This window comes from Bacillus sp. LQ01, from assembly GCF_057624735.1.
Genome location: NZ_JBYEZL010000001.1, coordinates 912,789 through 937,836 on the forward strand (window position 1 = coordinate 912,789; position 25,048 = coordinate 937,836).

General features: G+C 33.6%; 26 protein-coding genes. 17 read left to right on the forward strand and 9 right to left on the reverse strand.

Annotated elements, in window-relative coordinates; translation table 11 throughout:
• Window positions 1–30 precede the first annotated feature (30 nt).
• The gene (gene asnB / locus AC22L0_RS04955; protein ID WP_487272159.1) at window positions 31–1,854 is read right to left on the reverse strand and encodes an asparagine synthase (glutamine-hydrolyzing); all 1,824 of its coding nucleotides are present in this window, start codon (window positions 1,852–1,854) and stop codon (window positions 31–33) included.
• Between the two features lie 261 nt (window positions 1,855–2,115).
• Here asnB and AC22L0_RS04960 point away from each other — a divergent pair, with 261 nt between their 5' ends.
• Together AC22L0_RS04960 and AC22L0_RS04965 are read left to right on the forward strand one after the other, a co-directional pair.
• Window positions 2,116–2,682: a sigma-70 family RNA polymerase sigma factor gene (locus tag AC22L0_RS04960; RefSeq protein WP_000840007.1), complete on the forward strand. Its 567-nt coding sequence runs from the start codon at window positions 2,116–2,118 to the stop codon at window positions 2,680–2,682.
• Window positions 2,679–3,779, forward strand: a complete 1,101-nt coding sequence (locus AC22L0_RS04965; RefSeq protein ID WP_003312848.1) for a DUF4179 domain-containing protein — start codon at window positions 2,679–2,681, stop codon at window positions 3,777–3,779. Before AC22L0_RS04960 ends, AC22L0_RS04965 begins: the two co-directional genes overlap by 4 nt.
• A gap of 40 nt (window positions 3,780–3,819) precedes the next feature.
• Here AC22L0_RS04965 and AC22L0_RS04970 read toward each other — a convergent pair whose 3' ends face one another.
• Window positions 3,820–4,893, reverse strand: coding sequence for a WD40/YVTN/BNR-like repeat-containing protein (locus AC22L0_RS04970; RefSeq protein ID WP_000825299.1), 1,074 nt, complete (start codon window positions 4,891–4,893; stop codon window positions 3,820–3,822).
• Window positions 4,894–5,104: 211 nt separating this feature from the next.
• On the opposite strand from AC22L0_RS04970, the gene AC22L0_RS04975 reads away from it, so the two are divergent.
• Together AC22L0_RS04975 and fbpA are read left to right on the forward strand one after the other, a co-directional pair.
• Entirely contained in the window at window positions 5,105–6,004 is a 900-nt protein-coding gene (locus AC22L0_RS04975) for a cation diffusion facilitator family transporter (protein ID WP_087965985.1), read from the forward strand.
• Window positions 6,005–6,197: 193 nt separating this feature from the next.
• Window positions 6,198–6,368, forward strand: coding sequence for a Fur-regulated basic protein FbpA (gene fbpA / locus AC22L0_RS04980; RefSeq protein WP_000098302.1), 171 nt, complete (start codon window positions 6,198–6,200; stop codon window positions 6,366–6,368).
• A gap of 56 nt (window positions 6,369–6,424) precedes the next feature.
• Here fbpA and AC22L0_RS04985 read toward each other — a convergent pair whose 3' ends face one another.
• Window positions 6,425–7,096, reverse strand: a complete 672-nt coding sequence (locus AC22L0_RS04985; protein WP_087966365.1) for a GntR family transcriptional regulator — start codon at window positions 7,094–7,096, stop codon at window positions 6,425–6,427.
• A 16-nt stretch (window positions 7,097–7,112) separates the two neighbouring features.
• On the reverse strand, window positions 7,113–8,078 hold the full coding sequence (locus AC22L0_RS04990) for a DMT family transporter (RefSeq protein WP_000378083.1): 966 nt from the start codon (window positions 8,076–8,078) through the stop codon (window positions 7,113–7,115).
• A gap of 135 nt (window positions 8,079–8,213) precedes the next feature.
• Here AC22L0_RS04990 and AC22L0_RS04995 point away from each other — a divergent pair, with 135 nt between their 5' ends.
• On the forward strand, window positions 8,214–8,525 hold the full coding sequence (locus AC22L0_RS04995; RefSeq protein ID WP_000879376.1) for a DUF3784 domain-containing protein: 312 nt from the start codon (window positions 8,214–8,216) through the stop codon (window positions 8,523–8,525).
• Between the two features lie 35 nt (window positions 8,526–8,560).
• Here AC22L0_RS04995 and AC22L0_RS05000 read toward each other — a convergent pair whose 3' ends face one another.
• The gene (locus AC22L0_RS05000) at window positions 8,561–9,748 is read right to left on the reverse strand and encodes a GTP-binding protein (protein WP_070757108.1); all 1,188 of its coding nucleotides are present in this window, start codon (window positions 9,746–9,748) and stop codon (window positions 8,561–8,563) included.
• A 168-nt stretch (window positions 9,749–9,916) separates the two neighbouring features.
• On the opposite strand from AC22L0_RS05000, the gene AC22L0_RS05005 reads away from it, so the two are divergent.
• The 4 genes from AC22L0_RS05005 to nhaC all read left to right on the forward strand — a co-directional run bounded on the left by AC22L0_RS05005 (window position 9,917) and on the right by nhaC (window position 14,446).
• The gene (locus AC22L0_RS05005; protein WP_170925781.1) at window positions 9,917–10,909 is read left to right on the forward strand and encodes a permease; all 993 of its coding nucleotides are present in this window, start codon (window positions 9,917–9,919) and stop codon (window positions 10,907–10,909) included.
• Window positions 10,910–10,922: 13 nt separating this feature from the next.
• Window positions 10,923–11,807: a TIGR03943 family putative permease subunit gene (locus AC22L0_RS05010; RefSeq protein WP_087965981.1), complete on the forward strand. Its 885-nt coding sequence runs from the start codon at window positions 10,923–10,925 to the stop codon at window positions 11,805–11,807.
• Between the two features lie 112 nt (window positions 11,808–11,919).
• Window positions 11,920–12,579 carry a class I SAM-dependent methyltransferase gene (locus AC22L0_RS05015; RefSeq protein ID WP_001104673.1) on the forward strand — a complete coding sequence of 220 codons (660 nt, stop codon included), beginning with the start codon at window positions 11,920–11,922 and terminating at the stop codon, window positions 12,577–12,579.
• A 463-nt stretch (window positions 12,580–13,042) separates the two neighbouring features.
• Window positions 13,043–14,446: a Na+/H+ antiporter NhaC gene (nhaC, locus tag AC22L0_RS05020; RefSeq protein WP_000843992.1), complete on the forward strand. Its 1,404-nt coding sequence runs from the start codon at window positions 13,043–13,045 to the stop codon at window positions 14,444–14,446.
• A 40-nt stretch (window positions 14,447–14,486) separates the two neighbouring features.
• Here the strand turns inward: nhaC and AC22L0_RS05025 are convergent, their stop codons facing one another.
• Both AC22L0_RS05025 and AC22L0_RS05030 read right to left on the reverse strand, forming a co-directional pair.
• Window positions 14,487–14,867 carry a MerR family transcriptional regulator gene (locus AC22L0_RS05025; RefSeq protein ID WP_000291861.1) on the reverse strand — a complete coding sequence of 127 codons (381 nt, stop codon included), beginning with the start codon at window positions 14,865–14,867 and terminating at the stop codon, window positions 14,487–14,489.
• Window positions 14,868–14,883: 16 nt separating this feature from the next.
• Window positions 14,884–15,594: an SDR family NAD(P)-dependent oxidoreductase gene (locus AC22L0_RS05030; RefSeq protein WP_000759549.1), complete on the reverse strand. Its 711-nt coding sequence runs from the start codon at window positions 15,592–15,594 to the stop codon at window positions 14,884–14,886.
• A 191-nt stretch (window positions 15,595–15,785) separates the two neighbouring features.
• On the opposite strand from AC22L0_RS05030, the gene fumC reads away from it, so the two are divergent.
• Window positions 15,786–17,174: a class II fumarate hydratase gene (fumC, locus tag AC22L0_RS05035; RefSeq protein ID WP_000456608.1), complete on the forward strand. Its 1,389-nt coding sequence runs from the start codon at window positions 15,786–15,788 to the stop codon at window positions 17,172–17,174.
• A gap of 94 nt (window positions 17,175–17,268) precedes the next feature.
• On the opposite strand, the gene AC22L0_RS05040 is transcribed toward fumC, so the two are convergent.
• Window positions 17,269–17,691 carry a PH domain-containing protein gene (locus AC22L0_RS05040; RefSeq protein ID WP_087965979.1) on the reverse strand — a complete coding sequence of 141 codons (423 nt, stop codon included), beginning with the start codon at window positions 17,689–17,691 and terminating at the stop codon, window positions 17,269–17,271.
• 692 nt (window positions 17,692–18,383) lie between these two features.
• Between AC22L0_RS05040 and AC22L0_RS05045 the strand changes: the two genes are divergently transcribed.
• Both AC22L0_RS05045 and AC22L0_RS05050 read left to right on the forward strand, forming a co-directional pair.
• Window positions 18,384–19,148, forward strand: coding sequence for a DUF2087 domain-containing protein (locus AC22L0_RS05045; RefSeq protein WP_001280278.1), 765 nt, complete (start codon window positions 18,384–18,386; stop codon window positions 19,146–19,148).
• A 97-nt stretch (window positions 19,149–19,245) separates the two neighbouring features.
• Window positions 19,246–20,655, forward strand: a complete 1,410-nt coding sequence (locus tag AC22L0_RS05050) for an MATE family efflux transporter (protein ID WP_000804128.1) — start codon at window positions 19,246–19,248, stop codon at window positions 20,653–20,655.
• A 57-nt stretch (window positions 20,656–20,712) separates the two neighbouring features.
• Here the strand turns inward: AC22L0_RS05050 and AC22L0_RS05055 are convergent, their stop codons facing one another.
• Window positions 20,713–21,411 carry a peptidase E gene (locus AC22L0_RS05055; RefSeq protein ID WP_000762123.1) on the reverse strand — a complete coding sequence of 233 codons (699 nt, stop codon included), beginning with the start codon at window positions 21,409–21,411 and terminating at the stop codon, window positions 20,713–20,715.
• Window positions 21,412–21,804: 393 nt separating this feature from the next.
• On the opposite strand from AC22L0_RS05055, the gene AC22L0_RS05060 reads away from it, so the two are divergent.
• The 5 genes from AC22L0_RS05060 to AC22L0_RS05080 all read left to right on the forward strand — a co-directional run bounded on the left by AC22L0_RS05060 (window position 21,805) and on the right by AC22L0_RS05080 (window position 25,002).
• On the forward strand, window positions 21,805–22,200 hold the full coding sequence (locus tag AC22L0_RS05060; protein ID WP_000347526.1) for a DUF3942 family protein: 396 nt from the start codon (window positions 21,805–21,807) through the stop codon (window positions 22,198–22,200).
• Between the two features lie 110 nt (window positions 22,201–22,310).
• The gene (locus tag AC22L0_RS05065) at window positions 22,311–22,727 is read left to right on the forward strand and encodes a BlaI/MecI/CopY family transcriptional regulator (RefSeq protein WP_000495075.1); all 417 of its coding nucleotides are present in this window, start codon (window positions 22,311–22,313) and stop codon (window positions 22,725–22,727) included.
• A gap of 1 nt (window position 22,728) precedes the next feature.
• A complete protein-coding gene (locus AC22L0_RS05070) occupies window positions 22,729–23,541 on the forward strand; it encodes a M56 family metallopeptidase (RefSeq protein WP_087965977.1) in 813 nt (270 codons plus the stop codon).
• Window positions 23,542–23,749: 208 nt separating this feature from the next.
• The gene (locus AC22L0_RS05075; RefSeq protein WP_000733174.1) at window positions 23,750–24,304 is read left to right on the forward strand and encodes a TlpA family protein disulfide reductase; all 555 of its coding nucleotides are present in this window, start codon (window positions 23,750–23,752) and stop codon (window positions 24,302–24,304) included.
• A gap of 17 nt (window positions 24,305–24,321) precedes the next feature.
• Window positions 24,322–25,002, forward strand: coding sequence for a prolipoprotein diacylglyceryl transferase family protein (locus tag AC22L0_RS05080; protein ID WP_033667336.1), 681 nt, complete (start codon window positions 24,322–24,324; stop codon window positions 25,000–25,002).
• Window positions 25,003–25,048: the final 46 nt, after the last annotated feature.

Here is a 25,048-nt window from a genome sequence, read left to right on the forward strand (position 1 = left end):
TCAAGGCTTTTATCCTTGAACTCCTTTTTGTTAAGCAATATGGATGTGATATGTTTTCAACCATTCATTTACTTGTAGCATATACTCCATGGCACTTCTTGCTTCAAAATTGTTAATCGCTTTATTACTTTGATCAGCAATTGAAAGTAAGATGGAATGGTTAATAAGTGAGAAAATAGGGTTGTTTTTATTGTTACACATATCAAGTGTTAAATTACGGATTGTTTGTAAGTAGTGTGGATCTTGTGAAGTTGGATAAGCGCTTTTTCTTCTATTGCGTACATCGTCAGGTAAAGCTGGTTGTAGTGCTCTACGTAAAATGCCTTTTTCAATATTATCAATACTTTTTATGTTGAAAGGAACATTCCATAAATATTCAACTAATCTATAATCGCAAAACGGTACACGAACTTCAAATCCAACAGCCATACTCATACGATCTTTACGGTCAAGTAAGAAAGGAAGGAATCTTGTTAAAAATAAATAAAACATTTGACGTTGTTTCGCGGATTTTTTACTTTCGCCTTCAAGAGTAGGTACTTCAAGTATCGCTTCTTGGAATCGTGTATCAATATAGTCTTCTAGATTACATTGGTTACTTACTTCATTTAGTAGAAGAGGAGATGTATTTTTCCAATTTGTTAGCCAAGGAAACTTATCTACATATAGTAGTTCTTCTTGATGAAACCAAGGATATCCACCGAATACTTCATCAGCCGATTCGCCGGATAAAGCTACGGTCGCATCTTTTTTCATTTCGCAAAATAGTAAATATAGTGAAGTTTCCATTTCACCAGCACTCGGTAAATCTTTTGCATGAAGGGGAACGAATAAGTGATTTGCTAATTCTTCAGCATTCACAATGATATCATGATGCGCTGTCCCGACATGTTCAGAAACGCGTTTTACCCAAGGAGCGTCTAAACCAGTGCGAGCAAATGTCAGTTCGAAATCTTTTGCGCTATTTACAAAGTCAACAGAATACGTATGAAGTGTTTTATTTTCAGCAGCAAATTCTTTACCCGCAAGTGCAGTAATACCGCTAGAGTCTAATCCGCCTGATAACATACAAACGAGAGGAACATCGGCAATTAATTGTCTTTTTACTGTATCTTGTAAAATAGATAAAATATGCGAAGATGTATCTTCTATAGAGTCTGTATGGAACTTACTTTCTAAATTCCAATACTTAGTAACTACTTTTTTATGACGTGTAAATGTTATAGAATGTCCAGCACGTACTTCTTGAATATGTTTAAAGACGCCACATCCTGGAGTGCGAAATAAGCCTAATCCAAATATTTCATTTATTCCATTCGCATCAATTTCAGCAGGGACAGATGGATGCGCTAATAATGCTTTAATTTCAGAGCCGAAAATAATACTGCCATTTCTTTCTGTAAAAAAGAGTGGTTTTACACCTAAATGATCTCGTGCTAAAAACAATTGTTGCTTCTGATCATCCCATAAGGCAAAAGCGAAAATTCCGTTTAAATGTCGTACGCAGTCTTCTTTCCATTCTAAATAAGCATGTAGTAATACTTCTGTATCTGAATGGGTTTCAAATGCATGCCCACATTTTTGAAGCTGCTCTCTCAGTTCACGGAAATTATAAATTTCTCCATTATAAGTAAGAGCATACGTATAATCACCAGCACGAAATGTCTTAGGCTGTGTCCCGCCTTCTGGATCAATTACAATTAAACGCCGGTGTGCAAAGGCCGCATGAGGTGAAAACCAAAATCCTTCAGCATCCGGACCACGATGCTCAATACTATTTGCCATCTTTTTTAAAATAACATGTTGATTTGAAAGGTCTTCTTTCCAATCTACCCAACCTGTAATTCCACACATACACATCTCATCTCCTAATTTTTAAAATAGATTAATGAAATAAAATGTACACTAAATTAAAGAGTGACTATATAAATAGTGTACTACATGAATTAAATTACAGACTTGAGAAAGTTTTCTTTGAATGCATAGTTATGTGAGAAAATGGCTAAGGGAAAGTATTCCATTACATACAAAAAATAAAAAAGATGAGAGAAAAAATTTTCTCAGACGTTATATAGGGTGTAAAAGCTTTTACAAAACAATAAGGGGAATCGCTACATGAAATCAAATGAGAAAAATTTTATAAAAAGATTACAGCGGCAAAAAGAAGACGCGTTAGAATTCGTTGTCGATACATACTTACCACTCATAAAGGGGATCACGCATAAAGTTCTACTTCCCATTCAAAATGATGGACTCATAGAGGAATGTATAAACGATATATTTCTTTCCATTTGGAATAACGCAAATAAATTCCATGGAGAGCCGAGTGATTTTAAAAAGTGGATTGCAGCGATTGCGAAGTTTAAAGCAATTGATTATTACCGGAAATCGACTAAAACAGTAGAAATCATTTCAGATGAGTTTCATATCAGTACAGAAAAATCAGCAGAAGACGAATTAATCGTTATGGAAGATAGGGAAGAATTATTGAAGCTCATTAATCAATTAGAACCGCTAGATCAAAAGGTGTTCATTATGAAATATTTACTTGGTATGAAGACAGAGGAAATAGGTGACAAGTTAGGATTAACTCGGGCAGCAATTGATAATCGAGTGTACCGGGGGAAAAAGAAACTACAACAAAATGCTACGAATATTAGTTTTGGAGGTAGTGCAATATGAAAGACATTTATGAACTATTAAATGATATTGATATAGATGAAAAAGAACTAGAAGAAATTGAGGCTTCTGAAATTGAAAAGGAAAAAGTAAAACGAAATGTAAAACAATCGATACGTACGAAGAAAAAGATGAAAAGTTGGAAAAAAGGTGTCGCTGCTGCATCAATTTTAGTAGGGTTATCGGTTGCAACTCTTGGTATCGGTTTTCCTACATATGCCGGGGGATTGCCAATTGTAGGTGACATATTCCGATTTTTAGATAATGGTAGAACGGGGTTATATGAAAATTATAAGGAATTTTCGACTGAGTTGAATATGACAAAAGAGAGTAATGGGGTTAAGGTTACAATTAATGATGTAATTTCTGATGGCAGAACATTATCTATAACGTATTCACTGGAAAGTGAGCAGGACTTAGGGGAGGATCCTATCATATTAGGTGGATTGGATATAATGGACGCTCATGGTAGTTCAGGCAGTGGTAAAATGACTAAAGTTACTGAAAAAAAGTATGTAGGTATGGTAACAACGACGCATCATGATAGCAATAAAAAGGACAAAGTAAACTTTAGATGGAATATAGAGAGAATAGAGATGCCAGATAGGAAAAAATCAATACAAGGTAATTGGAATTTCGCGTTAACTGTAAAATCAGTGGATAGTAAAGAGAGAACAATTGGTGGGAGTTCAGAAAAAGAAGGTATAAAAGCAAATATGGAAAAGGTCGCAATATCGCCAGTTTCATTTATTCTTTATTACAATCAAGAGGTTTCTAAGGGCGCGAGGAAAGAATGGGATAGTGTAGATGTTGAATTGACGGTTAAGGATGATTTAGGGAATATTTATTCGGGTGAAGGAAATGGGGGAAGTGGCAACGATCCTTACAATATCCATTGGAGTGCCACCTTCCAAAAACTAAACGAAAATGCAACAAAGCTTATCGTTACACCTCGCGTGCACTTGCGAGTACATACACCTGAAAATCATGGTGGAGTAGAGTATGTGAATGGGAAAGAGAAGAAAATAGAAGTGCCGAAAAAAGAAGCGAAGAGCAAAGATATTGTGTTAGATGATATTGTCATTGATTTAAAGAAATAAAAGAGAGACTGCCTAAAATCATTTAGGCAGTCTTTTTTCGTTAAGAACTAGTGACGAATAGTGCATGCGGATGCTGCGTTTTATACTCATCTTTCCACGGAATGTTTAGTTGTTCCCACGATTCGCCGCTATCATTGGATTGAAAGACGCCATTGTTATTTAACGTGTAAAACGTATGTGGTTCGGCTTCGTTTGTAGCAAACATCGAAATGACTGTACCGATTGCAGATGGTAGTCCTTGTTGTACTTGCTGGAAAGGAGTATCTTTCGTTTTTCGATAAATATAAGACTCATAAGGGATACGATGATGAGCGAGATCAGCACTTGGCGCGGCAGAAACGAGAATCGTATCACAATCAGCTGGATCAATTGCCATGCTGTATAAATAATGATGTTCAAGTCCTGCACTACATGAGATCCAGCTGTTTCCATTGTTATAACTCTCAAGATAAGCACGATCAGGTCCGCCCATAAATCCGTCACCACATGATGCATAAAGGCGATTTGGTGCTTCAGGGTGCATAAGTAATTGATGAGCATCGATAGGAGCACCGAATTTTTTATCAATCCATGTATGCCCTTTATCATTACTTTGAATAACAGCACCAGCTTCGATTGAAACGTGTATTGTATTAGGGTTGTTTGGATCAACTGTAATCCAGCGTACGTGATGGGTAAAAGGTCTAGGCGGGAAAGCCCATGTATAAGAAGATAATAATGATTTCATATTTTTAAGTTCAGTCCACGTTTCACCACCATTTTCAGAGCGAAATAAAGCGCTCGGTTCTGTGCCGACATAAACGACCCCATATCCGTTAACTTGTTCATTTGAGCTTATTGTTATGGAAGTGATAGAGGAGTGCAAAATACCATCTTCTTTAGGGAAATCAAAGTAACGATAAGAATCTCCAATTGGTCTCCATGAATCCCCACTATCGTCACTTAACCATAGACCTCGTCCAAATGTTCCGCAATATACACGATTCTTTTGAAATGGATCAACAGCGATACAGGTAGGTTGCATATTTTGTAAGTGATAAGTCGTTTCATAGTTATCATTGTGTTCTTTCACTACAACAAGTTCACGTTCCATACAGAGAAATAAACGTTTCATTTAAGTAACCTCCTTAAAAATTCTTTCATTAGTAAACAATATGAAAATAAAAAAGAAGTAGTCTTGTTTTATTTGAGAAAAAGGGATTGTTTAAAAAATAGCGAAGTGTGTATACAGAGGAAGCGGGCGTTTACAATCAGTCAATTCGGGATAAACACGGGGAGTTTGTTTCATACTAACATACAGATATTGTACTTAAAGGAGTATAAGTATGGGACATTCGCATGGTCATGGTCATTCAAAAAATAAAAAGGCGTTACTAATTGCCTTCCTACTAACAACAAGTTTTATGATTGCAGAAGTTGTTGGTGGATTTGTAACAAATAGCTTAGCACTACTATCTGACGCGGGGCATATGCTAAGTGATGCAGTATCTTTAGCTTTAAGTTTACTTGCGTTTAAACTCGGAGAAAAAACAGCAACAACTGCGAAAACATACGGGTATAAGCGAGTCGAAATGTTAGCAGCATTATGTAACGGTGTCGTTCTTATTGTCATTTCGGTATACATTTTTATTGAAGCAATCCGTCGTTTTAAAGAACCAATTGAGATTGCTAGTAATGGGATGCTCATTATTGCAGTCCTTGGTCTGCTTATTAATATTTTATCAGCTTGGATATTAATGAGAGGCGGAGATGTGAAAGGTAATTTGAATTTAAGAAGTGCTTTCCTGCACGTACTAGGCGATCTATTGGGTTCCGTCGGAGCGATTATTGCTGCGTTACTTATTAAATTTTTCGGATGGACGGCTGCAGATGCGATTGCTAGTATTCTTGTGTCTATTTTAGTCATTATTAGTGGATGGCGTGTAACACGTGATACGGTTCATATATTAATGGAAGGTGCACCACAGCACATAAATGTTAAAGAGGTAAAAAGTACGTTATTAAATATTCCGATTGTCAAAGAAGTTCATGATTTGCACATATGGTCTGTCACATCAGATTTTCAAGTATTAACATGTCATCTTATTATTAAAGGGAATGAAACGCAAAGTGTATTAAAAGAGGCTACGTATGTATTAAAGGAGAAATTTCATGTAGAACATGTCACCATTCAAGTAGAAATAGATGGTGAATTTAATCATGATGAGACAACTTGCAAAGTATGAAAGAAAAAGGATAAGAAAAAGTGTCATAACATTTTTCGCACGGCATACATATATATAATGTGGCCACAAATACTTTGCAAGGTAAATATTTCATGAAATTACTTTACTTATAAAGAGTCATCTTTTATAATCAAAAGTGGTAATTGATAAAGATTATCATTTTCAATGATCGTAGAAAGGAGTTTTTTAAAAGATGAGTAGTCAACTCCGTTTTGCTGTTGAAAATCGTAAGAGGCATTTAATTGATGAGTTAATTGGAGCAGGTGTGTTTAAGATTCGCGACCGACAATTATACGAGCTGTCTTTAGAGGAATTGGAAAAAGAGTACGAAGATATGGAAGATTATGCGAATATTCAGGCGTAGCTATATAGATTAGTAAAAGGAGAGCTGGTTACGATTTTGTGTAACCAGCTCTCTTTTTATTTCGTAGAAATTATTTTTTGTATTTCATTCATGGGACGGATCCAGTTTTGGGTCATTATTTGTTCCATTTGTTTTTCGTCCTGCTTCTGTAATGCTTGAATGATAGAGTGATGTTCTTCAATAGATTGACTTGCTGGAACAAAGTTTTGGAAAAACAAATATTCAAGACGTAAAACGTGAAGTTGCATATTTTCTAGAAAGGGTTCAATATATTGATTTTTAGCAATAGAAGAAATTGTATTGTGGAATTGTATATCTAATTCTAAAGCTTGTTTTGCGTTTTTTTTCGCTATAGAGTGCTGAAAATGATCATTTATTTCAGAAAGTAGTTGAATATCAGCGTCTGTAATGTTTTGAAGAGCTTGCTTTCCTATAATAGAGTGAAGACCAGCCATCGTTTCATAAATGATAGATACGTCGTCTAACTTAATAGGAGCAATTTTCGTTTTTTGCCCTGGTACCATTTCCACTAATCCAGAAAGCTCTAATATTTGAAGTGCTTCTCTTACAGGTGTTCTGCTTACTCCTAGTGCCTCAGCCAATTCCCCATCATTAATTTTTTCATTGGGCTTCAGTACACCTTCAATAATCCAATTTTGTAGTTGATTTAAAACGAGTGATTTTGCTGAAATTCTTCCTGGTTTTTTATAATTTTGAGGGACAGGCATAGTGAATTCAATCCTTTCATTGTATATTTTCCTTTTTTGCATGAACAAGCTTTAATTTTTGTTTCCCTTCATCCGGCTTTTGGCTTAAGATGAGCACCATTACAATGACACAAAAAGCGCCTAATAACTGAAAAGATTGAAATGGCACGTGTAATATAAGTACAGAAGAAATAATAGCTGCGAGTGGTTCTGTGCAACCAAATAATGTTGTTTCTTTCGGAGTCAGGTATCTTATGCTGTCTAAGTATAAATAAAAGGCAATAAGTGTCCCGAAAATGACGACAAATGTGATGAGCGGTAGGGTACTTAGTTTTACATATTTCATAGTTGATAATAAAATGAATTCGTTTGTAGAAATAAAGTGTACAATCGTTACACCAATACCCCCAATAATCATGCCCCATCCAACGATAACGGAGGAAGAACATTTTTCTAACAATTCCTTTGAATATAAACTATAAAAAGCGAGAGATAATCCAGATAAAACACCCCAAATAATAGCTGGTGTAGAAACAGCCAAGTTATGAACAGACCCGTTTGTTAGTAAGAGAAAAGTGCCTACTAATGAAAGGGTAATTGAAATGAAATCAATTTTTGATGGACGAACGTTCCATTTGAAAAGTAAGTATACAGTGATGAATATAGGAGCTAAATATTGTAATAATGTTGCCACGGCAGCATTTCCTTCTTTAATTGAAGCGAAATACGTATACTGTACAGCAAGCATACCGAATAGACCAAACAAAATCATTTTAATAGCATCAGATTTTTGTTTCCAAATGCCAAATATCTCTTTTTTTCTCGTTCCGAATGAGGAAATAATGAGCAAAATAATTCCAGATATAAGTAAACGGATCGTAACTAACCATTCGGTTGAAACATTGTCATATTGAAAAAGTTGTTGTGCAGCTGTACCAGACAAGCCCCATAAACAAGCACCGATTATGACCATTATAATTCCTTTTAATCGATTTGAATCCATATGATCTAAAATTCTCCTTTCTAAAAATACAAATTGAATACAATATGCAATATATCACAGAACGACTCGTTAATAAACTGAAATTTCTAATTTGTTTTTTATGTATAGTAAAATATTGTAGAGGAGGGGGAGTATATGTTAGCTGGATTTTTAGTTTGTTTATTTGTTGGGTTACTTATCATTTTTTTAGGGTATCAAATACATGTGAAAAAGAGGTTGTTTTTGTTAGCAGGATATCAAGAAGAAACGTTTGTTGGAGATAAAAATAAATTAGCGAAGCTTTCAGGAGCATTTTCTTATATAGTTGGAGTTGCTACTATAATATTACCGCTTGGCTTAGAAAAAATAGGTAATGTAGTTGGTATCGTATATGCTATATTAATTGTTTTAGGTACAATTGTATTCATAATTAAAGCAAACTTATTAAATAAGAGTACTATAAAGTAAAAAGGCTTCATTCTACTGAAGCCTTTTATTAATTGTTATGAAGTATAAGTAAAAGCTGGAATAGGATCAACAAATATATCCCAATCTTGTTTCATTTCTTTCTCTGTTAATAGACAACTATCTAATGATTGTTCAATTAAAGAACGGTTCATATCAATTCCGATAAATACGAGTTCGGTAATTCGATCTCCATATTGTTTATCCCAGTTTTTCAATACTTCTGGTTCTTCTGTAATCATTTGATTTCTTTCAGTTTCAGGTAATGCCGCTATCCACTCACCGGCTCCTTGAATTGTAATAGAGGAACCTGCTTGAGATAGAAGCCCTATCATATTATTACGAGATGCCAGCCAGAAGAATCCTTTCGCTCTTACAACATCTAAAGGCCATCTTTCTAGCCAATTCATAAGGCGCTCGGGATGGAAAGGATATTTGCGGCGGTAAACAAAGGAATTGATACCGTATTCTTCCGTTTCTGGTGTATGATGGTCACTATTTAATTCTTGTATCCAGCCGGCCGATTGACTGGCTTCTTCATAATTAAATAGATTTGTGTTTAAAATTTCTTGTAATGGTACTTTGCTAAACGAAGATTCAAGAACTTTTGCATTAGGATTTAATTTTTTTAGTAAATGATGAAGCTCTATCACATCTTCTTTTTCTAGCAAATCTATCTTATTAAGAATAATTACGTTTGCAAATTCAATTTGATCTATTAATAAATCAATAACTTCTCGGGTATCATTCTCATCGATGGCTTGTTTTCGGTCTAATAAACTTTCTCCATCTGCAAAATCATCCCAAAATCTATTTGCATCTACAACTGTAACCATCGTATCGAGGCGACAATTTTTCGTTAAATCAATGTTAAGGACTTCGTCTGTATAAGTAAACGTTTGAGCAACTGGAATAGGCTCACTTATACCAGAAGATTCAATAATAATATAGTCAATATCACCATTTTCCACAAGACGATTCACTTCTATCATTAAATCTTCTCGTAGTGTACAACAAATACAGCCATTTTGAATCTCTACTAGTTTTTCCTCCGTACGTGAAAAACCACCCTTTTTTATAAGAGATGCATCAATGTTTACTTCGCTCATATCATTAACGATAACAGCTACTTTTAAGTTATTCTTATTAGTCAAAATGTGATGTAGTAAGGTAGTTTTTCCAGATCCTAAAAAACCACTTAATACAGTGATAGGTACTTTTTTCATGAAATGATCTCTCCTTTAAATCGTAATGATTACGTTTTATATTAAACGATAGGGAAAGAAAAATCAATAATAAATCATAATGATTACGATTTAAGAATAGAAATAGACTATAAAATTTGTGCTGTAGTATGAAGCATTTGGACAAGCACATGTTTACATGTAAATAAAATGGAGGCGAGAAGCTTGGTCTTTAATAGAGTTTCAAAAGAATTAGTAGGCATAGCTCTTATCGCTATGTTTCTCTTTTTATTATTTTTTGTAGATTTTACAAGTCTAGTAAATTTGCACAAAAATATACCGCAGGAATGGCTGAATGTGAATACGGTATTTTTAAGTATCATTTTTGAAGCAATACCTTTTATTTTATTAGGGGTAATTGTTTCTTCATTTATTCAAGTGTTTGTGACGGAAGATATGATTCAAAAAGTAATGCCGAAATCTCCAATTGTTGCAATGATTCCAGCAGTATTTGTGGGAGTTCTTTTTCCAATGTGTGAATGTGTCATTATACCAATTGTAAGAAGGCTCATTCAAAAGGGGCTACCACTTCATGTAGGCATTGTTATTTTATTGAGTGCACCCATTATGAATCCAGTTGTTCTTTTATCTACTGTATATGCGTTTCAAAAAAATGATTACGTTGTATATGCACGCTTTGGGATAACAATTCTAGTTGCTCTATTCATAGGTCTAATTGTGTATTATTGCTATCGCGAAAGAAATGTTTTAAAAGACGTAGAGGTTTCAGTTCAAACAAGCAAAAAAAAGAGTTGGAAAGATGTTATGAATCACACTGTAGATGAGTTTTTTGATACTGGTAAGTATTTATTGATTGGTGCTTTTTTAGCAAGTGTATTTCAAACGTTTTTTGATCGGAATGTACTGGATGCAGTAGCACATAACGAAGTAATTGCTCCCATTATTATGATGGGGTTCGGTTATGTTTTATCAATTTGCTCTGCAGCCGATGCTTTTATAGCTGCGTCTTTTGGACATGTTTTCTCGATAAAGGCACTTCTCGCATTTCTTGTGTTTGGGCCTATGCTTGATATGAAAAATACGTTAATGCTATTTGCGTATTTTCAAAAGAGATTTGTATTCTTTTTGATGGGAATTGTCATTGTATCTGTGTATACCATCGTGCAAATCATAATGTTATAGGAGGTGAGAAAGAATGGAGAAAGAGGAGCAGAAGGCATATCATCGCTATATTCGTGGCATTATTTTAATTGGTTTAGCAATGCTCTTATTTAAACTACTTGTAACAGGGAATATTTATAATTTTATCGCTCCAAAAATGATCAAATTTACGTATATAGCTTTTGTAGTAATTTTAATTTTTGGTATTGTACAAGTTTGGGGAGATGGAAGAGAAAAACAGCATGATTATAATTGTTGTAAACATCATACAACATCAAAATCAGGGATAAAAAGTTTCTTTGTATATGTTTTATTTGTTGTTCCGATAGTTAGTGCTTTTCTCTTTGGAAGTGTAACAATTGATGGAAGTTTAGCAGGAAAAAGGGGTATGAATCAAAGTGTACAGGCGAGAAGTCTGGAAAGAAACGAAAAAGAGGGGAAACAGGTTAAGTTTGATGAGCGAGAAGTATTAGTTGATTCAGAAGAAACATCAAATTTAGCAACGACTTATAAAACGGAAGAGCAAGTAGTAAAAAGTATGTTAGGACAGCGTAAACTACAAGTAAAGGATAAGGATTATGTTCAAACAATGAATGTAATTGGTCAAAATGTTAATTGGTTTAAAGGGAAAGAAATTACATTCTTAGGGTTTATATATAAGGATAAAGATGTGACGGGGAATAAAGTAGTAGTGGCTCGATATGGCATAACTTGTTGTATTGCGGATGCATCAGTCTGGGGGATGATTGTTACCGGGAAAAATATTGAAAAAATTCCAGAAGAAACATGGGTAAAAATAACAGGATTATTAGATGAAACGACATATAAAGGAACAGTCTTTCCACTTGTAAAAGTAAACAAAATCGAAAAAATTAATAAGCCAACTGACCCATATGTATATGATGTTTTACCTCAATAGAAAAGAATAAATTCTTCATATTTTCATGAAATAGAATCATAATCAAGACGATAAAAAAATAAAGATAAGAGTAATTTGGTTTGTTAAAAATATGTGCAGAAGGAGTTATGCGATGAACTGGGTTACTCATAAACCATCATTTGAATTTGAAACATTTAGTCCTATTATTCGGTCACAATCTGCGTGGAGTGGACATTTAGATTTTGCATATGACTTAGTACGATTTGAAAAACCAGAAACTTTAGTTGAGTTAGGTACACATTTAGGAGCTTCCTTTTTTAGTTTTTGTCAGGGAGTAAAAGATGGAGGGTTATCGACTAAATGCTTTGCAGTAGATACTTGGGCTGGAGATGGGCATACAGGTCCATATGGAGAAGGGGTTTTTCAAATAGTAGAAAAAGTAGTGAGCGATAACTACCTTAATATAGGAAATTTAATTCGATCTACTTTTGATGATGCTGTAGACCGGTTTCAAGATGAAACGATAAATCTTTTGCATATTGATGGCTATCATACGTATGAAGCTGTTTCTCACGATTATAATACATGGCTACCGAAAGTCGCGAAAAACGGTATTGTATTATTTCATGATATTGAAGTTAGAAGTAGTGATTTCGGCGTATATAAGTTTTGGGATGAGGTAAAAGCGAAGTACCCTCATTTTCAATTTGCGCATTCATATGGACTGGGAGTGTTATTTCCGAAGGGTTGTAGTGATAAGTTTGAGGAAATACTTAAAAATAAAGAAGAAATACAAAATATGTATAAATAAAGATAGGGCATACATCATTTTTATGATGTGTGCCCTATTTTTTATGTAGAAAATAATGGTGTGAATTAAAAAGCGAAGATAGTTGTAAAAAGTTTTATTGCAGCAAATATTAAAAAAGTTAGTATGGGATTTTTCTTTGTAAATAAAGTGAAGCTTTAATACGTTCATATCAATTCGGAATTTTACAGTAGTTAATTTCTTACCTAAGTGCTTTGCACTTACTGAATTTTGAGACGGGGGTCTTATTGGCCGAAAATATCGGGATAAATAAAAATACAACATTTTTTATATTTTTCATTGCGAAAAACGTAATCTACTTTTACAATAGAAAGGGTTGTGAATATATTATACTGAAAAAATAAATCGAAATAATATGAAAATTTTGTTTTGTCTTCGCTAATTGTATATTACATACATGTAAGACGACATACGTCATGTTATCGACTTGTAAGGAGAGAAAAAAATGAAAAGTGTAAGATTACCATCGATGCTAGAAATCATAGTTCTTTTATTACTATTTCTTGCTGTTGTCTTTTCCTTCCAAACGATTTTTGATCTCCCAATTCAATTAGCGCTATTTATTTCATGGTTTTTAGTAATTGCGCTTGGATTAAGATTAGGATTTCGTTATCAAGAATTGCAAGATGCAATTACGAAAGGGATTTCTAACGGATTAGAAGCGATACTGATTTTAGTTGCAGTAGGTGCTTTAATTGGAACATGGATTGCTGGTGGGGTAGTACCAACATTAATCTATTATGGATTAGAATTTATTCACCCTAGCATATTCCTATTAGCAACATTAATTATTTGTTCTATAACTTCTATCGCAACAGGAACGTCTTGGGGAACAGTGGGAACAGCAGGTATTGCTATGATGGCGATTGGTGAAGGACTTGGTTTACCACTTCCGCTTGTTGCTGGTGCAGTTCTTTCAGGAGCTTATTTCGGCGACAAATTATCACCACTTTCTGATAGTACAGTTCTTGCAGCTTCTATGGCGAAAGTAGATGTTATTGCTCACGTTCGAGCTATGCTCGTATTAGATGTTCCAGCTTATATTATTACTAGTATTATGTTTACTGTAGCTGGTTGGATGTATGGCGGCGATAATGTAGATTTGAATCGAGTAGAATTTTTAAAAGAAGCTTTATTAAAGCAATTTGATATTAAAATATGGATGCTTGTTCCGGCGGTCATTGTTATCGTTCTATTAGCGATGAAGAAACCGTCTATGCCAACAATTGCAATGGGAGCTTTAATTGGTGCAATTTGGGCAACCCTTTTCCAAGGGATGAACTTTGGAGAGGCGATTGGAACAGCTTATAACGGATTCTCAATTCAATCTGGTGTTGAGTTTGTTGACAAGTTATTAAACCGTGGTGGAATTAACGGCATGCTTGGCTCAGTAGCCGTTATTATTTTCGGTTTAGGATTTGGTGGATTACTTGAAAAACTAGGTGTTTTAAAAGTAATCGTATCAAAATTTGAGAAGAAATTAAATTCTGCAGGTAATGTAACATTGTCTACATTAATCGTGGCATTCTTAGCTAATATATTTGGTTGTGCGATGTATGTATCACTAATTTTAACACCAAAAATTATGGAAGATAGCTATGATAAATTAAAAATAGACCGTCGTGTATTAGCGCGTAACTCAGAAGTAGGTGGAACGTTAACTTCAGGTATGGTTCCATGGTCTGATAATGGTATTTTTATGGCTGGTATTTTAGGTGTAGCAACGTTCTCATACGTTCCGTTTATGTGGTTAAGCTTCGTATCGTTAATTTTAGCAGTTATTTACGGATATACAGGCAAATTCATCTGGTATGTAGATGATGCCGATAAAGGAAAGCAAGCATCATAAAATAAAAATCACCTTCTACAATATGTAGAAGGTGATTTTTTTATTTTTTAATAGCATTTGCTGAAGTTATTTCATTCTCATATTTAGCAATTTTTTGTTGTATCTTTTTTAAGTTTTTTTCAGTGTCTTGAATGAGCTGTAAGACATTGGTCTCCTGTTGTTTCATTAATTCTAACCTTTGAAGGATGGTAGATTCTCCTTCCATAGACCAGTCGATAAATTGTTTTATTTTTTGAATTGGCATACCAGTGTTTTTTAAACACAAAATCATCTCTAAATATTTCAGTGCTTCTTCATCAAAAACTCGATCTCCTTTTTCGTTTCTTTGCAGAAAAGGAAACAGTCCTTGTTTATCGTAATAACGTATTTGAGAAATAGTTAAGTGTTGCATTTTGGCGACTTGCCCAATTGTATAATACATATCATTCATCCTTTTATTACCAAGGTATAATGCCATCTTTGTTAAGTATTTTACCATTATAGTTTGTTTCACTTAATGCATATTTAATAATAATTTTAGCACTTTCAGTGGTTGTATGGCCACCGGGGGAATTTCCATTAAGATCCGTAGTTGTAAAACCAGGAGTTACCCCAAATACTTCTGGACCGTTAGTGGCAAATTCTTTACTAAAAGCTAATGTTAAAGCATTAATAGCTGTTTTTGAAGAATTATATCCTAGTGTATTAATTGGATGTGTTTCACCATTAGCAAACATTGTTAGTGAGGCCATGTCAGTTGTTACATTTATTATTTTACTGTTGCTTGAATTCTTTAATAATGGTAAAAAGGCTTGCATCATTTGGAAAGTTCCAAAAAAATTAACTTCAAATCCTTGGCGTAAAGTTTCAATATTTAATTCACTAGGTAGCATATTGAAGTCTAGCGCTATGCCTGCATTATTAATTAATAAATGTAAGTGATCAGTCGTTTCGTAAATTTTCTTTGTTGCTTCTTGAATGGATTGTGAATTTGAAATATCTACTTGAATATAGGAAACGTTTGAAACATTTAAAGATTCTACGGCTTGTTGTCCAAGTTGTTCATTACGAGCACCTAAAAATACGTGATAATCTTTTTCTGCTAATTGACGAACAAGTTCATATCCAATTCCTTTATTCGCACCTGTTATAAAAGCATATTTTTTCATATTGAATTCCTCCAGTAATGTTATAGTAGGTTACAATGGAAAGGATACAGCCTAAACTTAAGTTTAGGTCAAGAGGAATTTTTTTAAATAAATATAGAATATCTATATATAAGAGTGAGAATTCTTATCATTTAAGAGAAAGTCTGTTATTATAAGAGATGTAGGTATTATATTTTCAAGGGGATGAAAACATGGAGTACAGAATTGAAAGAGATACATTAGGAGAAATAAAAGTTCCAGCTGATAAATTATGGGCAGCACAAACACAACGTAGTAAAGAAAACTTTCCAATTGGAACAGAGCAAATGCCGCTTGAAATTGTAAAAGCATTTGCAATTTTAAAGAAGAGTGCAGCGCTTAGCAATCAAAAATTAGGAAAGCTATCAGAAGAAAAAGCAGAAGCAATTGTAGAAGCTGCGGATGAAGTGATTGCAGGGAAATGGAATGAACATTTTCCGCTTGTCGTATGGCAAACAGGTAGTGGTACACAGTCAAACATGAATGTGAATGAAGTAATTGCAAATCGTGGGAATCAAATTTTGAAAGAGAAGGGATCTGACGTACATATTCATCCGAATGATGATGTGAACATGTCACAAAGTTCAAATGATACATTTCCAACGGCGCTTCATGTAGCTTGTGTAATCGCAGTAGAAAATCACGTATTACCAGCAATTACGAAATTAAAAGAAACTTTAGCAGAAAAAGTAACTGCATTTGAACATATTATAAAAATTGGTCGTACACATTTACAAGATGCAACGCCGTTAACTTTAGGGCAAGAAATTAGCGGATGGCACCGTATGCTTGAAAAAACAGAGCGTATGATTGCAGAGAGCAATACATATATGAAAGAGTTAGCAATTGGTGGAACTGCGGTTGGAACAGGTATTAATGCTCATCCTAAATTTGGTGAGATGGTATCAGAGGAAATTAGTCAATTTACAGGTAAACAATTTGTTTCTGCACCAAATAAGTTCCATGCATTAACGAGCCATGATGAAGTTGTATATACTCACGGTGCATTAAAAGCATTAGCTGCGGATCTAATGAAGATCGCTAACGATGTACGTTGGCTTGCAAGTGGTCCACGTAGTGGTCTTGGAGAAATTATTATTCCAGCAAATGAACCGGGAAGCTCTATTATGCCAGGTAAAGTAAATCCAACGCAAAGTGAAGCGTTAACGATGGTTGTAGCGCAAGTAATGGGGAATGATGCAACAATTGGATTTGCTGCGAGCCAAGGTAACTTTGAGTTAAATGTATTTAAACCTGTTATTGCTTATAACTTCTTACAATCAGCTCACTTATTAGCGGATGCAATTGTTTCGTTTAATGACAATTGTGCAGTTGGTATTGAAGCAGATGAAGAAGTAATTAATGAAAATGTGAATCGCTCACTAATGCTTGTAACAGCGCTAAACCCACATATCGGATATGAAAATGCAGCGAAAATTGCGAAGCATGCTCATAAAGAAGGATTAACTTTAAAAGAAGCAGCATTGCAATCTGGGCTACTAACAGAAGAGCAATTTGATGAAATTGTAGATCCAAAGAAAATGATTGCTCCAAAAGAGTAATAGAAAAAGCCAGGGTTCTGAGTATAGAATCTTGGCTTTTTGATGTTCATTTTTAAGTTTCATCTACTTGCAATAATGCAAGCTTCAAAATATATTATTTGTTAGCAGGCGTATTCATTACTTTCATCTGTGGGCAGTTCTCTTTTAAGAGTGAAATGAATTTTTCTTCTTCTTGTGGTACGAAAGAGGTCACTGAGTCAAATAAATTATAATTAATTTCTAATTGTTGCCTAGTCCATTTTTTTGAACGAAGTTTTTTGCCAGAGTGCTTAATATGGCGAATGTCTTTAAATGGGATTTCAGTACGAAGTATGAAACCGTGTTTTACAACAAGAGATGATTCCGTTACGTTGTAGTGAGAGAAATAGAATGAAGAAAGATTCACGATATTTAGCAGCATCATGAGAGTGAAAAAAATAGAATTTTCATTTTGAAAGAATAACGAAACGAAAAAAAAAATTATAAATAATGTAATGAAAATGACGTGGAATGGATTTTTTTTCGCTTTAAATTTCAAGTTAGTCACCTCGGTATACTTGTTCTTTAACTAAATTAAATCATAACATTGTGATAAAACGTGTGAATATGCAGAATTGCATATTCACACGTTTTATTATTCATGTAAAATTTCTTGATGGGATAAATTCAAAAGAAGTTTTGTAATAGTGGAGTGGCATAAAGTGACTTACAAGAATAGAAAGATAGCGTTAGTCATAATTAGTTGTATGATGATTATGAGTAGTTGTGCTAATAAATTTGTTGAAGATAGAAATCGAAAAGCATACATTTGTACAAGCAAGTAAGGTTTTAGTAGAGACTGTAAATAGAATATATAAAAAGTAAAGGATGTTTTCTTATACGAAAACATCTTTTTTGTAGTTAAAATTGAATACTGAAGTTTTGTAATGAGTGAATACCAGTTCCATATTCACTAATCGCATATGCGTTCTGTGCAATTTACTTAACGGTAAACCAAGGGTCTTGAAGAATATTCATGTTCTATTTTACATCCTATAAAATGAATTTGTATAAACATATTCGCTTTTCGTTGTATTAAATCCTTTCGATAGATGTTTTTATAAAAGTTTATAAAATGGGCAAACGAAACGTTGAAATGTTTGTTTGTGTTGTGATAAGATGATGAAGTAATAATAAACGATATAGCGATTTGTTTGGTTTTTAAATAAACATTTTGAAGGAGTGTTTAGTATGAGCGATATTTCAGAGAAGTTTTGGGATGCGTCAATAGAGGAATTAAAGAAAGGGTATGTGTTTGATGAAGAAAAAGAGGGGTACATTTGCTTAGCTTGTGGTGAAACATTTATTAAAGGTGTTATTTATCAAGATAATCAAGTTTTGTATGAAGCAGAGAAGTTCGTCCAATTGCATATTCAAAATGAGCATACGTCTATGTTTGATTATTTGCTAAATATGGATAAGAAATTTACTGGATTAACGGATTTACAAAAGAAAATGGTTCAGTTTTTCTATATGGGACTGAATGATAAAGAAATTGTAAAAGAGATGGATGGCGGAAGTACATCAACAATTCGTAATCATCGATTTACACTGCGAGAGAAAATGAAACAAGCAAAAGTATTTTTAGCGCTAATGGAATTATCAGAAGAAAAATCAAAAGTACAAACGAAATTTGTGCCAATTCATAGAACAGCAACGATGGTAGATGATCGATACAATATTACGGAAGAAGAAAATGATGAAGTATTAAAAGCTCATTTTACAGAAGGGTTAGATGGACCTCTCTCTAAATTTCCGAAGAAACAAAAGCGTAAATTAATTATATTGCGCCATTTAGTGAAGAAGTTTGATAGTAATAAAAAGTATACTGAAAAAGAAGTAAATACAGTGATAGAAAATGTATACCCTGATTTTGTAACATTAAGAAGATATTTAATCGAATATGGATTTTTAGATCGAACAGCCGATGGAAGTCAATATTGGGTGAAGTTATAATCATACGAAAAGAAAATGAATAGAAGCACAGTATTATAACAACTATACAAAGAGATAGAGATTGAAAATAGATGTTTAATAAAAGGAGAAATGAAATTTGAAACCACCTGCAGATAACAATAAAGAAGGTGCGGAGTCACATAAGTTGGAAAGTGAGAGTAAACCGATTTGGAAATCGATGTCGATGTTTTTAGTACCGTTATTATTAAGTAATGTACTACAATCAGTTGGACAATTATTTGGTATGGTAGTAGTAGGAAGATGGCTTGGAGTTAATGATTTAGCGGCTATATCAGCATTCTTCCCATTATTTTTCTTGCTCGTTTCATTTGTAATTGGTATCGGTTCAGGAAGCTCTATTTTAATTGGTCAGGCGTTTGGTGCTAAAAACGAAGATCGTTTAAAAGCTATCGTTGGTACGACGCTGACATTTACCTTTATTATTGGAGTTGTGTTGGCGATAATAGGAAGTATTTTTGCGATGGATATTATGCGTCTAATGGGAACACCAGAAAATATTATTGAAATAAGTGTACATTATGCACGGATTTTATTTATATCGATGCCAGTATTATTTTTATATTTCGCATATACAACATTTATGAGAGGTACAGGAGATTCTAAAACGCCATTTTACTTTTTAATTGTAAGTACAGCACTAAATATGATTTTATTACCAGTTCTTATTTTTGGATGGTTAGGAGCTCCGAAATTAGATGTGTATGGAGCAGCCTATGCATCTGTTATATCTACAGTTATTACGTTTATTGTCATGCTTGTGTATTTAAAGAAGAAAAATCACCCATTACAACTAGATGGAACGGTTAGAAAATACCTTCGAATGGATGGGGAGTTATTAAAGCTATTGCTAAGGCTCGGTATACCGGCAAGTATAAATATGATATTAGTTTCATTATCTGAGATTGCCGTAATCGCATTTGTAAATCGTTACGGTTCGGATGCAACAGCTGCTTACGGCGTTGTGAATCAAGTTGCAAGTTATGTACAAATGCCAGCAGTTAGCCTTGGTATTACAGTTTCTATTTTTGCAGCACAATCAATTGGGGCGAATCAATTTGATCGATTGCAGAAAGTTGTGAAGGCCGGAATTATTATGAACTACGTCATCGGTGGTGTGTTAATATCTCTTATTTATTTATTCTCAAGAGACATTTTATCACTATTTTTAACGAGTCAAACTACAATTGAAATTGCTCATAGCTTAGTTATGATTACGTTATGGAGTTATTTAATTTTCGGTCATGCACAAATTATTAGTGCGACAATGCGAGCGAGCGGTACAGTACTTTGGCCAACTGTTATTGGAGTTGTTTCAATTTGGCTTGTAGAAGTACCCGTAGCATATTATCTTTCTTACCATACAAGTCTTGGAATAGAAGGTATCTGGATTGGGTATCCAGCAGCATTTATTGTCAGCTTACTATTGCAGTATGCATATTATAAGCTTTCATGGCAAAAGAAACGAATTACACGATTAGTTAGTTAAATAGAAAAAATGTCCCTAAGTTATTAGACTTAGGGACATTTTTTCTTAAGTGCAGGTTTACAAATAGCTTTTTAAAGTTATATCAAAATGTTGTCTAATGAGAGTTTTATCACTCATATAAAACTCCCACGCTTTTTCTGATTCACCGATAATCTCAAAGGATTCCTCTGTAATATATAAAGCGCAATTATCCTCCAGTGCAATTCCTTCTATATTCCCTTGATGATTTTGTAAAAAGGAATGGAAGGCGTTCATTCTGTTTAATTGATTATAATGTGGACAAAATCTTTTATTAACAATACCCCATCCGTTACTCTCTATGTAACCAGAACCTTCATAATCTGATCGGATACTAGACGTGAACCAACACATAGCACCAGCGCTATAACCAGCAATAAGTGTTCCTTGTTGCAGAGCCAATAATAATTTTTTATCAAGTCTATGTTCTTTCCATTGCGTAAGCATGTGAATATAGTTTCCGCCACCTAGATAAATTAAATCGGCTGAATGAATCATCTCCTCTATTTCATACTTAGAAGGTGAATCTGTTGTAATGCGTAAAATTTGTACTTCACAATGTAATTGTTTTTCAAACGTGTCTAAAAATAATTTTATATAGCTTTCATCATCATGACTAGCCGTTGGAATAAACAATACTTTTGGATACTGTTTATTTGTTAATTCTATAAGGCGTTCATTAATAGGCAAGTGATTTGAATCTTGTAAATCACCGCCACCAATGACAGCTAATTTCATAGTAAAGCACCACCTAATTATTTTTGTTATATAAAAATTCGATAGAAGAGAGTTACATTCCTTCTCTATATGTAATGAATAAGTAGAAAATGTAGTTTAAGTATATCGGGATAGTAAAGAAACTACTGACTATATATACCAATGAATTAGAAACCATTCATTGATATATAATATTTCATACTAATGTTTCAAAAAATGGAAAAAATATGTTTAAATAGATGTAATGAAGCATTCATTCATATTGAATTTATACTTATATTTTAAAAGGGTATCGGAAATAATAGCGATTTTCTAAAACAGTTTTTACTTTTAATAGGAAGTTGTATTACAATATGGTAAAATTATTTCAATATATTTATTTAATATGAAATACAAAGAAGGAGCGTGAAAAAAGTGGATTTTCGATTTGAATTTACAACGAAGCTGAAAGAATACTTAGACGATGAGAAGGATGAAAAAATAATAAAAGATGGACATAGAGATGTAATTTTTCACTATTTATATGCGTTAGAGACTGAAATTGGCGTTGTTAAAAATCCTAATTTTACTTTTTTTGCATCAGGAAGACGTTCACATATAGTGTTAGAAAACGTTGAATTTAAAACAGAAGTAAATGTAAAAAGTAATATAATTGAAATTACAAAAATAGTGGATAATGTAGTTATTCCGTTAGATACTATCGTAGCGAAGGATCGGGAATTATTTGCCCTTGGGCGTAATGAGAAGTTTAGTGTACAAATATTAGAGCAGTATCTCTTTGATACATTTGGAGATAAGTTAGGCTTATAATGAATAGAATGAGGTACGTATTTATAGGTAGTGAATTTTAGTTTGTATTACTTGCGTTTGACCTCTCATTTAATTTGTACTACAATTCGTAGTGTGAAAGGAGTCATACGATGTTTACGCAAAACTATAGGTTAAATGAGCAAGGATTAAATCATTTCTTTGGACCGCTTGAAGCGAAGATTATGGAGATTATTTGGTCTACTGAAGGTATTACTATTAAAGAAGTCCAGCAGAAATTAAGTGAAGAATCGCCTGTGAATTTTAATACTGTTATGACAGTTATGAACAGGTTAGTAGAGAAATTACACTTAGAAAAACAGACTGTAAAAAGAAGTGGCATATATCGTGCTATACAAACGAAAGAAGAATTCTTATCCAATCAAACGAAGAAAATGACACAGGAATTAGTGGGGGAATTTGGAGATTTAGTTATAACACATATGATAGATGAGTTAGAGCAGGCTGATCCGAATTTAATAAAAAAATTAGAAGACAAATTGAATCAGTTAAAAAAAGAGGATCGATGAAATGAAATGGCAAATGCGTAAAATCGTATTGTTAGCGCTCATTGTTAGTACCCTCTTTTTCAGCTTGTTATTGTATTATGTTACATATCCATTTCTCTTTCAAAATAAGGCATTCTTCCTTTCAAAGTTTTGCTTGTTTCAGTTAGAAAAACATATGAAAGAACTATCAATGGTTCGTATTATAGTAGCGGGGTTATTATTAATTACTGTATTGATTGTGTGTAAAAGAATTTGGCGGCAATTTTTCTATAGTAAAAAAGTACAAAAAGTACTTATCCCATTTATTAGAAAAGGGAAACAAATATATATACTGCCGACTGAGGAAGTTGCAGCGTTTACAATTGGATTATTCCGTCCGAAAGTTGTCATGTCGGAAGGTTTGCTTCAGACGTTTTCAGATGAAGAGATTGATGCGATTATTTTCCATGAAGAATATCATCAAAATAATTGGGATCCGCTAAAATTATTTTGTTTTACGTTATTAGCAGAAGGCATGATGTACATCCCGATATTAAAAGAATTGTTACAACGATATCATACGTATCAAGAGTTAGCAGCAGATAAATATGCGATGCAAAAAATGGAATCTTCATTTGAGTTAGGTAGCGCGTTATTAAAATTAATTAAAATAAAGACAATGGAAAATCGATGTGTTACAGCTTCATTTGCAAAAACAGCAATAAATTTACGAATCGAGCAAGTGTTAAATGAAAAGGTTGCTAAGCTTACTATTCCGTTACATACGAACTCGGTATATGTAACAGTAGGGTTATTCTGTGTGTCAATTGTACTTATTGTCGGAGAGTGCATATAGCCTCTTTTTTTTTAGGGTAAACACTACTCTATGTAGTGTGGATAGAGTGTTGTCATTTATATCATTATACTTTTTATCGCTATATATATCTTATTTATCATATATTACAGGTATTTTATTGTATACAAATCAAATGACGAAAATTACAGCACTCTTTATTCGTCTATTCGGTGGATTTACAGGTTTTTAAAAATGAGGAGGAAGAAAAGTGAAGAAACTAATTGCTATTATACTAGTAGGTGCTCTCGCTTGGGCGGGGGTTAACTTTTATAATTCAAAGAAAGAAGAAAAGGAAAGAAAAGCGAAACAAGCAGAGTTACAAGAGAAAGAAGTATTACCACAAGTAGGTTTTAAAGCACCTGGCATCACATTAAAAGGATTAGACGGAAAGTTGCAGTCGTTAAATGATGCCAAGGGAAAACCATATATTATTAATTTTTGGGCATCATGGTGTGGGCCGTGTGAAATGGAGGCACCTGACTTAGTTCATATGTATGATAAATATAAAAAGGATGTTGAAATTTTTGCGGTGAATGCAACTGTTAGTGACCCAGTACAAGAAGCAAGCGCATTTGCTAATCGCTATGGATTTGAGTTTCCGGTTCTACTAGATATGGACGGAGTAGCTGGACTAGATTATAAAGTATTCTCTTTACCGACGACATTTTTTGTTAATAAAGATGGAATTATAGTAGATCATGTACGAGGTGTATTACCACCAGATCAATTAGAAAAGAAATTTAAGAAATTGATTGAGAGCTAAAAGGGGATTTCGTGATGATGGAGTGGATCGTGAGATTACAACCCGTATCTCTTATAATTGGAAGTCTATTTGGATTTATGTTGATGAAACGAAAGATGAGGCATCAAAATGCATCATATGAAAAAATGATGGATGCCGTAACAAATGCATTTATTATCATCGTATTTGTATGGAAGTTTGCACCAGCAATTTTAAATCCTGTATGGGCTTTTAAATCGCCATTGCAAGCATTATTAGCTATAGGAAGTATGCAACATATTGTAGTAGGATGCGTAATTGCTAGTGTATACATTGTTTGGAAAAGTAAAAAGGAACAATTTTCGCTTCGCATTTTACTTGATGTACTCCCTTTTGGATTGTGTGTGTGCATTATCTTTTATTTTCTATTACATCATGAAGTAGGTGTACAAACGACACTACCATGGGGAATGAATATATACGAATCTAAATTTTTGTATCATCCTATTTTTGTATATGAGATTATCCTCAACCTTTGTATAATGGGTTTGTTATGGATGAAAAATGAAAGGCTCGGAAATGGAAAGAATATAAGTATTTTTCTAATTGTTGAGGGGTTTGCTCAAATTATTATTTCGCTTGTTAGTGAACAAAATTCGGTACAGTTTGGTCTATCAGCACAGCAAATAATGAGCTTTTGTATTATTAGTTTAGGGATTTTGTTGGTGCCGAAAAAATAAAAAATATCCATGTACAGAGAGTATCTGTGTATGGATATCTTTTATA

Bases quoted from the DNA above. Each gene is read 5' to 3' on its own strand.
- asnB (WP_487272159.1), bottom strand. From the start codon at position 1,854: ATGTGTGGAATTACAGGTTGGGTAGATTGGAAAGAAGACCTTTCAAAT.
- AC22L0_RS04960 (WP_000840007.1), top strand. From the start codon at position 2,116: ATGAAATCAAATGAGAAAAATTTTATAAAAAGATTACAGCGGCAAAAA.
- AC22L0_RS04965 (WP_003312848.1), top strand. From the start codon at position 2,679: ATGAAAGACATTTATGAACTATTAAATGATATTGATATAGATGAAAAA.
- AC22L0_RS04970 (WP_000825299.1), bottom strand. From the start codon at position 4,893: ATGAAACGTTTATTTCTCTGTATGGAACGTGAACTTGTTGTAGTGAAA.
- AC22L0_RS04975 (WP_087965985.1), top strand. From the start codon at position 5,105: ATGGGACATTCGCATGGTCATGGTCATTCAAAAAATAAAAAGGCGTTA.
- fbpA (WP_000098302.1), top strand. From the start codon at position 6,198: ATGAGTAGTCAACTCCGTTTTGCTGTTGAAAATCGTAAGAGGCATTTA.
- AC22L0_RS04985 (WP_087966365.1), bottom strand. From the start codon at position 7,096: ATGCCTGTCCCTCAAAATTATAAAAAACCAGGAAGAATTTCAGCAAAA.
- AC22L0_RS04990 (WP_000378083.1), bottom strand. From the start codon at position 8,078: ATGGATTCAAATCGATTAAAAGGAATTATAATGGTCATAATCGGTGCT.
- AC22L0_RS04995 (WP_000879376.1), top strand. From the start codon at position 8,214: ATGTTAGCTGGATTTTTAGTTTGTTTATTTGTTGGGTTACTTATCATT.
- AC22L0_RS05000 (WP_070757108.1), bottom strand. From the start codon at position 9,748: ATGAAAAAAGTACCTATCACTGTATTAAGTGGTTTTTTAGGATCTGGA.
- AC22L0_RS05005 (WP_170925781.1), top strand. From the start codon at position 9,917: ATGGAGGCGAGAAGCTTGGTCTTTAATAGAGTTTCAAAAGAATTAGTA.
- AC22L0_RS05010 (WP_087965981.1), top strand. From the start codon at position 10,923: ATGGAGAAAGAGGAGCAGAAGGCATATCATCGCTATATTCGTGGCATT.
- AC22L0_RS05015 (WP_001104673.1), top strand. From the start codon at position 11,920: ATGAACTGGGTTACTCATAAACCATCATTTGAATTTGAAACATTTAGT.
- nhaC (WP_000843992.1), top strand. From the start codon at position 13,043: ATGAAAAGTGTAAGATTACCATCGATGCTAGAAATCATAGTTCTTTTA.
- AC22L0_RS05025 (WP_000291861.1), bottom strand. From the start codon at position 14,867: ATGTATTATACAATTGGGCAAGTCGCCAAAATGCAACACTTAACTATT.
- AC22L0_RS05030 (WP_000759549.1), bottom strand. From the start codon at position 15,594: ATGAAAAAATATGCTTTTATAACAGGTGCGAATAAAGGAATTGGATAT.
- fumC (WP_000456608.1), top strand. From the start codon at position 15,786: ATGGAGTACAGAATTGAAAGAGATACATTAGGAGAAATAAAAGTTCCA.
- AC22L0_RS05045 (WP_001280278.1), top strand. From the start codon at position 18,384: ATGAGCGATATTTCAGAGAAGTTTTGGGATGCGTCAATAGAGGAATTA.
- AC22L0_RS05055 (WP_000762123.1), bottom strand. From the start codon at position 21,411: ATGAAATTAGCTGTCATTGGTGGCGGTGATTTACAAGATTCAAATCAC.
- AC22L0_RS05065 (WP_000495075.1), top strand. From the start codon at position 22,311: ATGTTTACGCAAAACTATAGGTTAAATGAGCAAGGATTAAATCATTTC.
- AC22L0_RS05070 (WP_087965977.1), top strand. From the start codon at position 22,729: ATGAAATGGCAAATGCGTAAAATCGTATTGTTAGCGCTCATTGTTAGT.
- AC22L0_RS05080 (WP_033667336.1), top strand. From the start codon at position 24,322: ATGGAGTGGATCGTGAGATTACAACCCGTATCTCTTATAATTGGAAGT.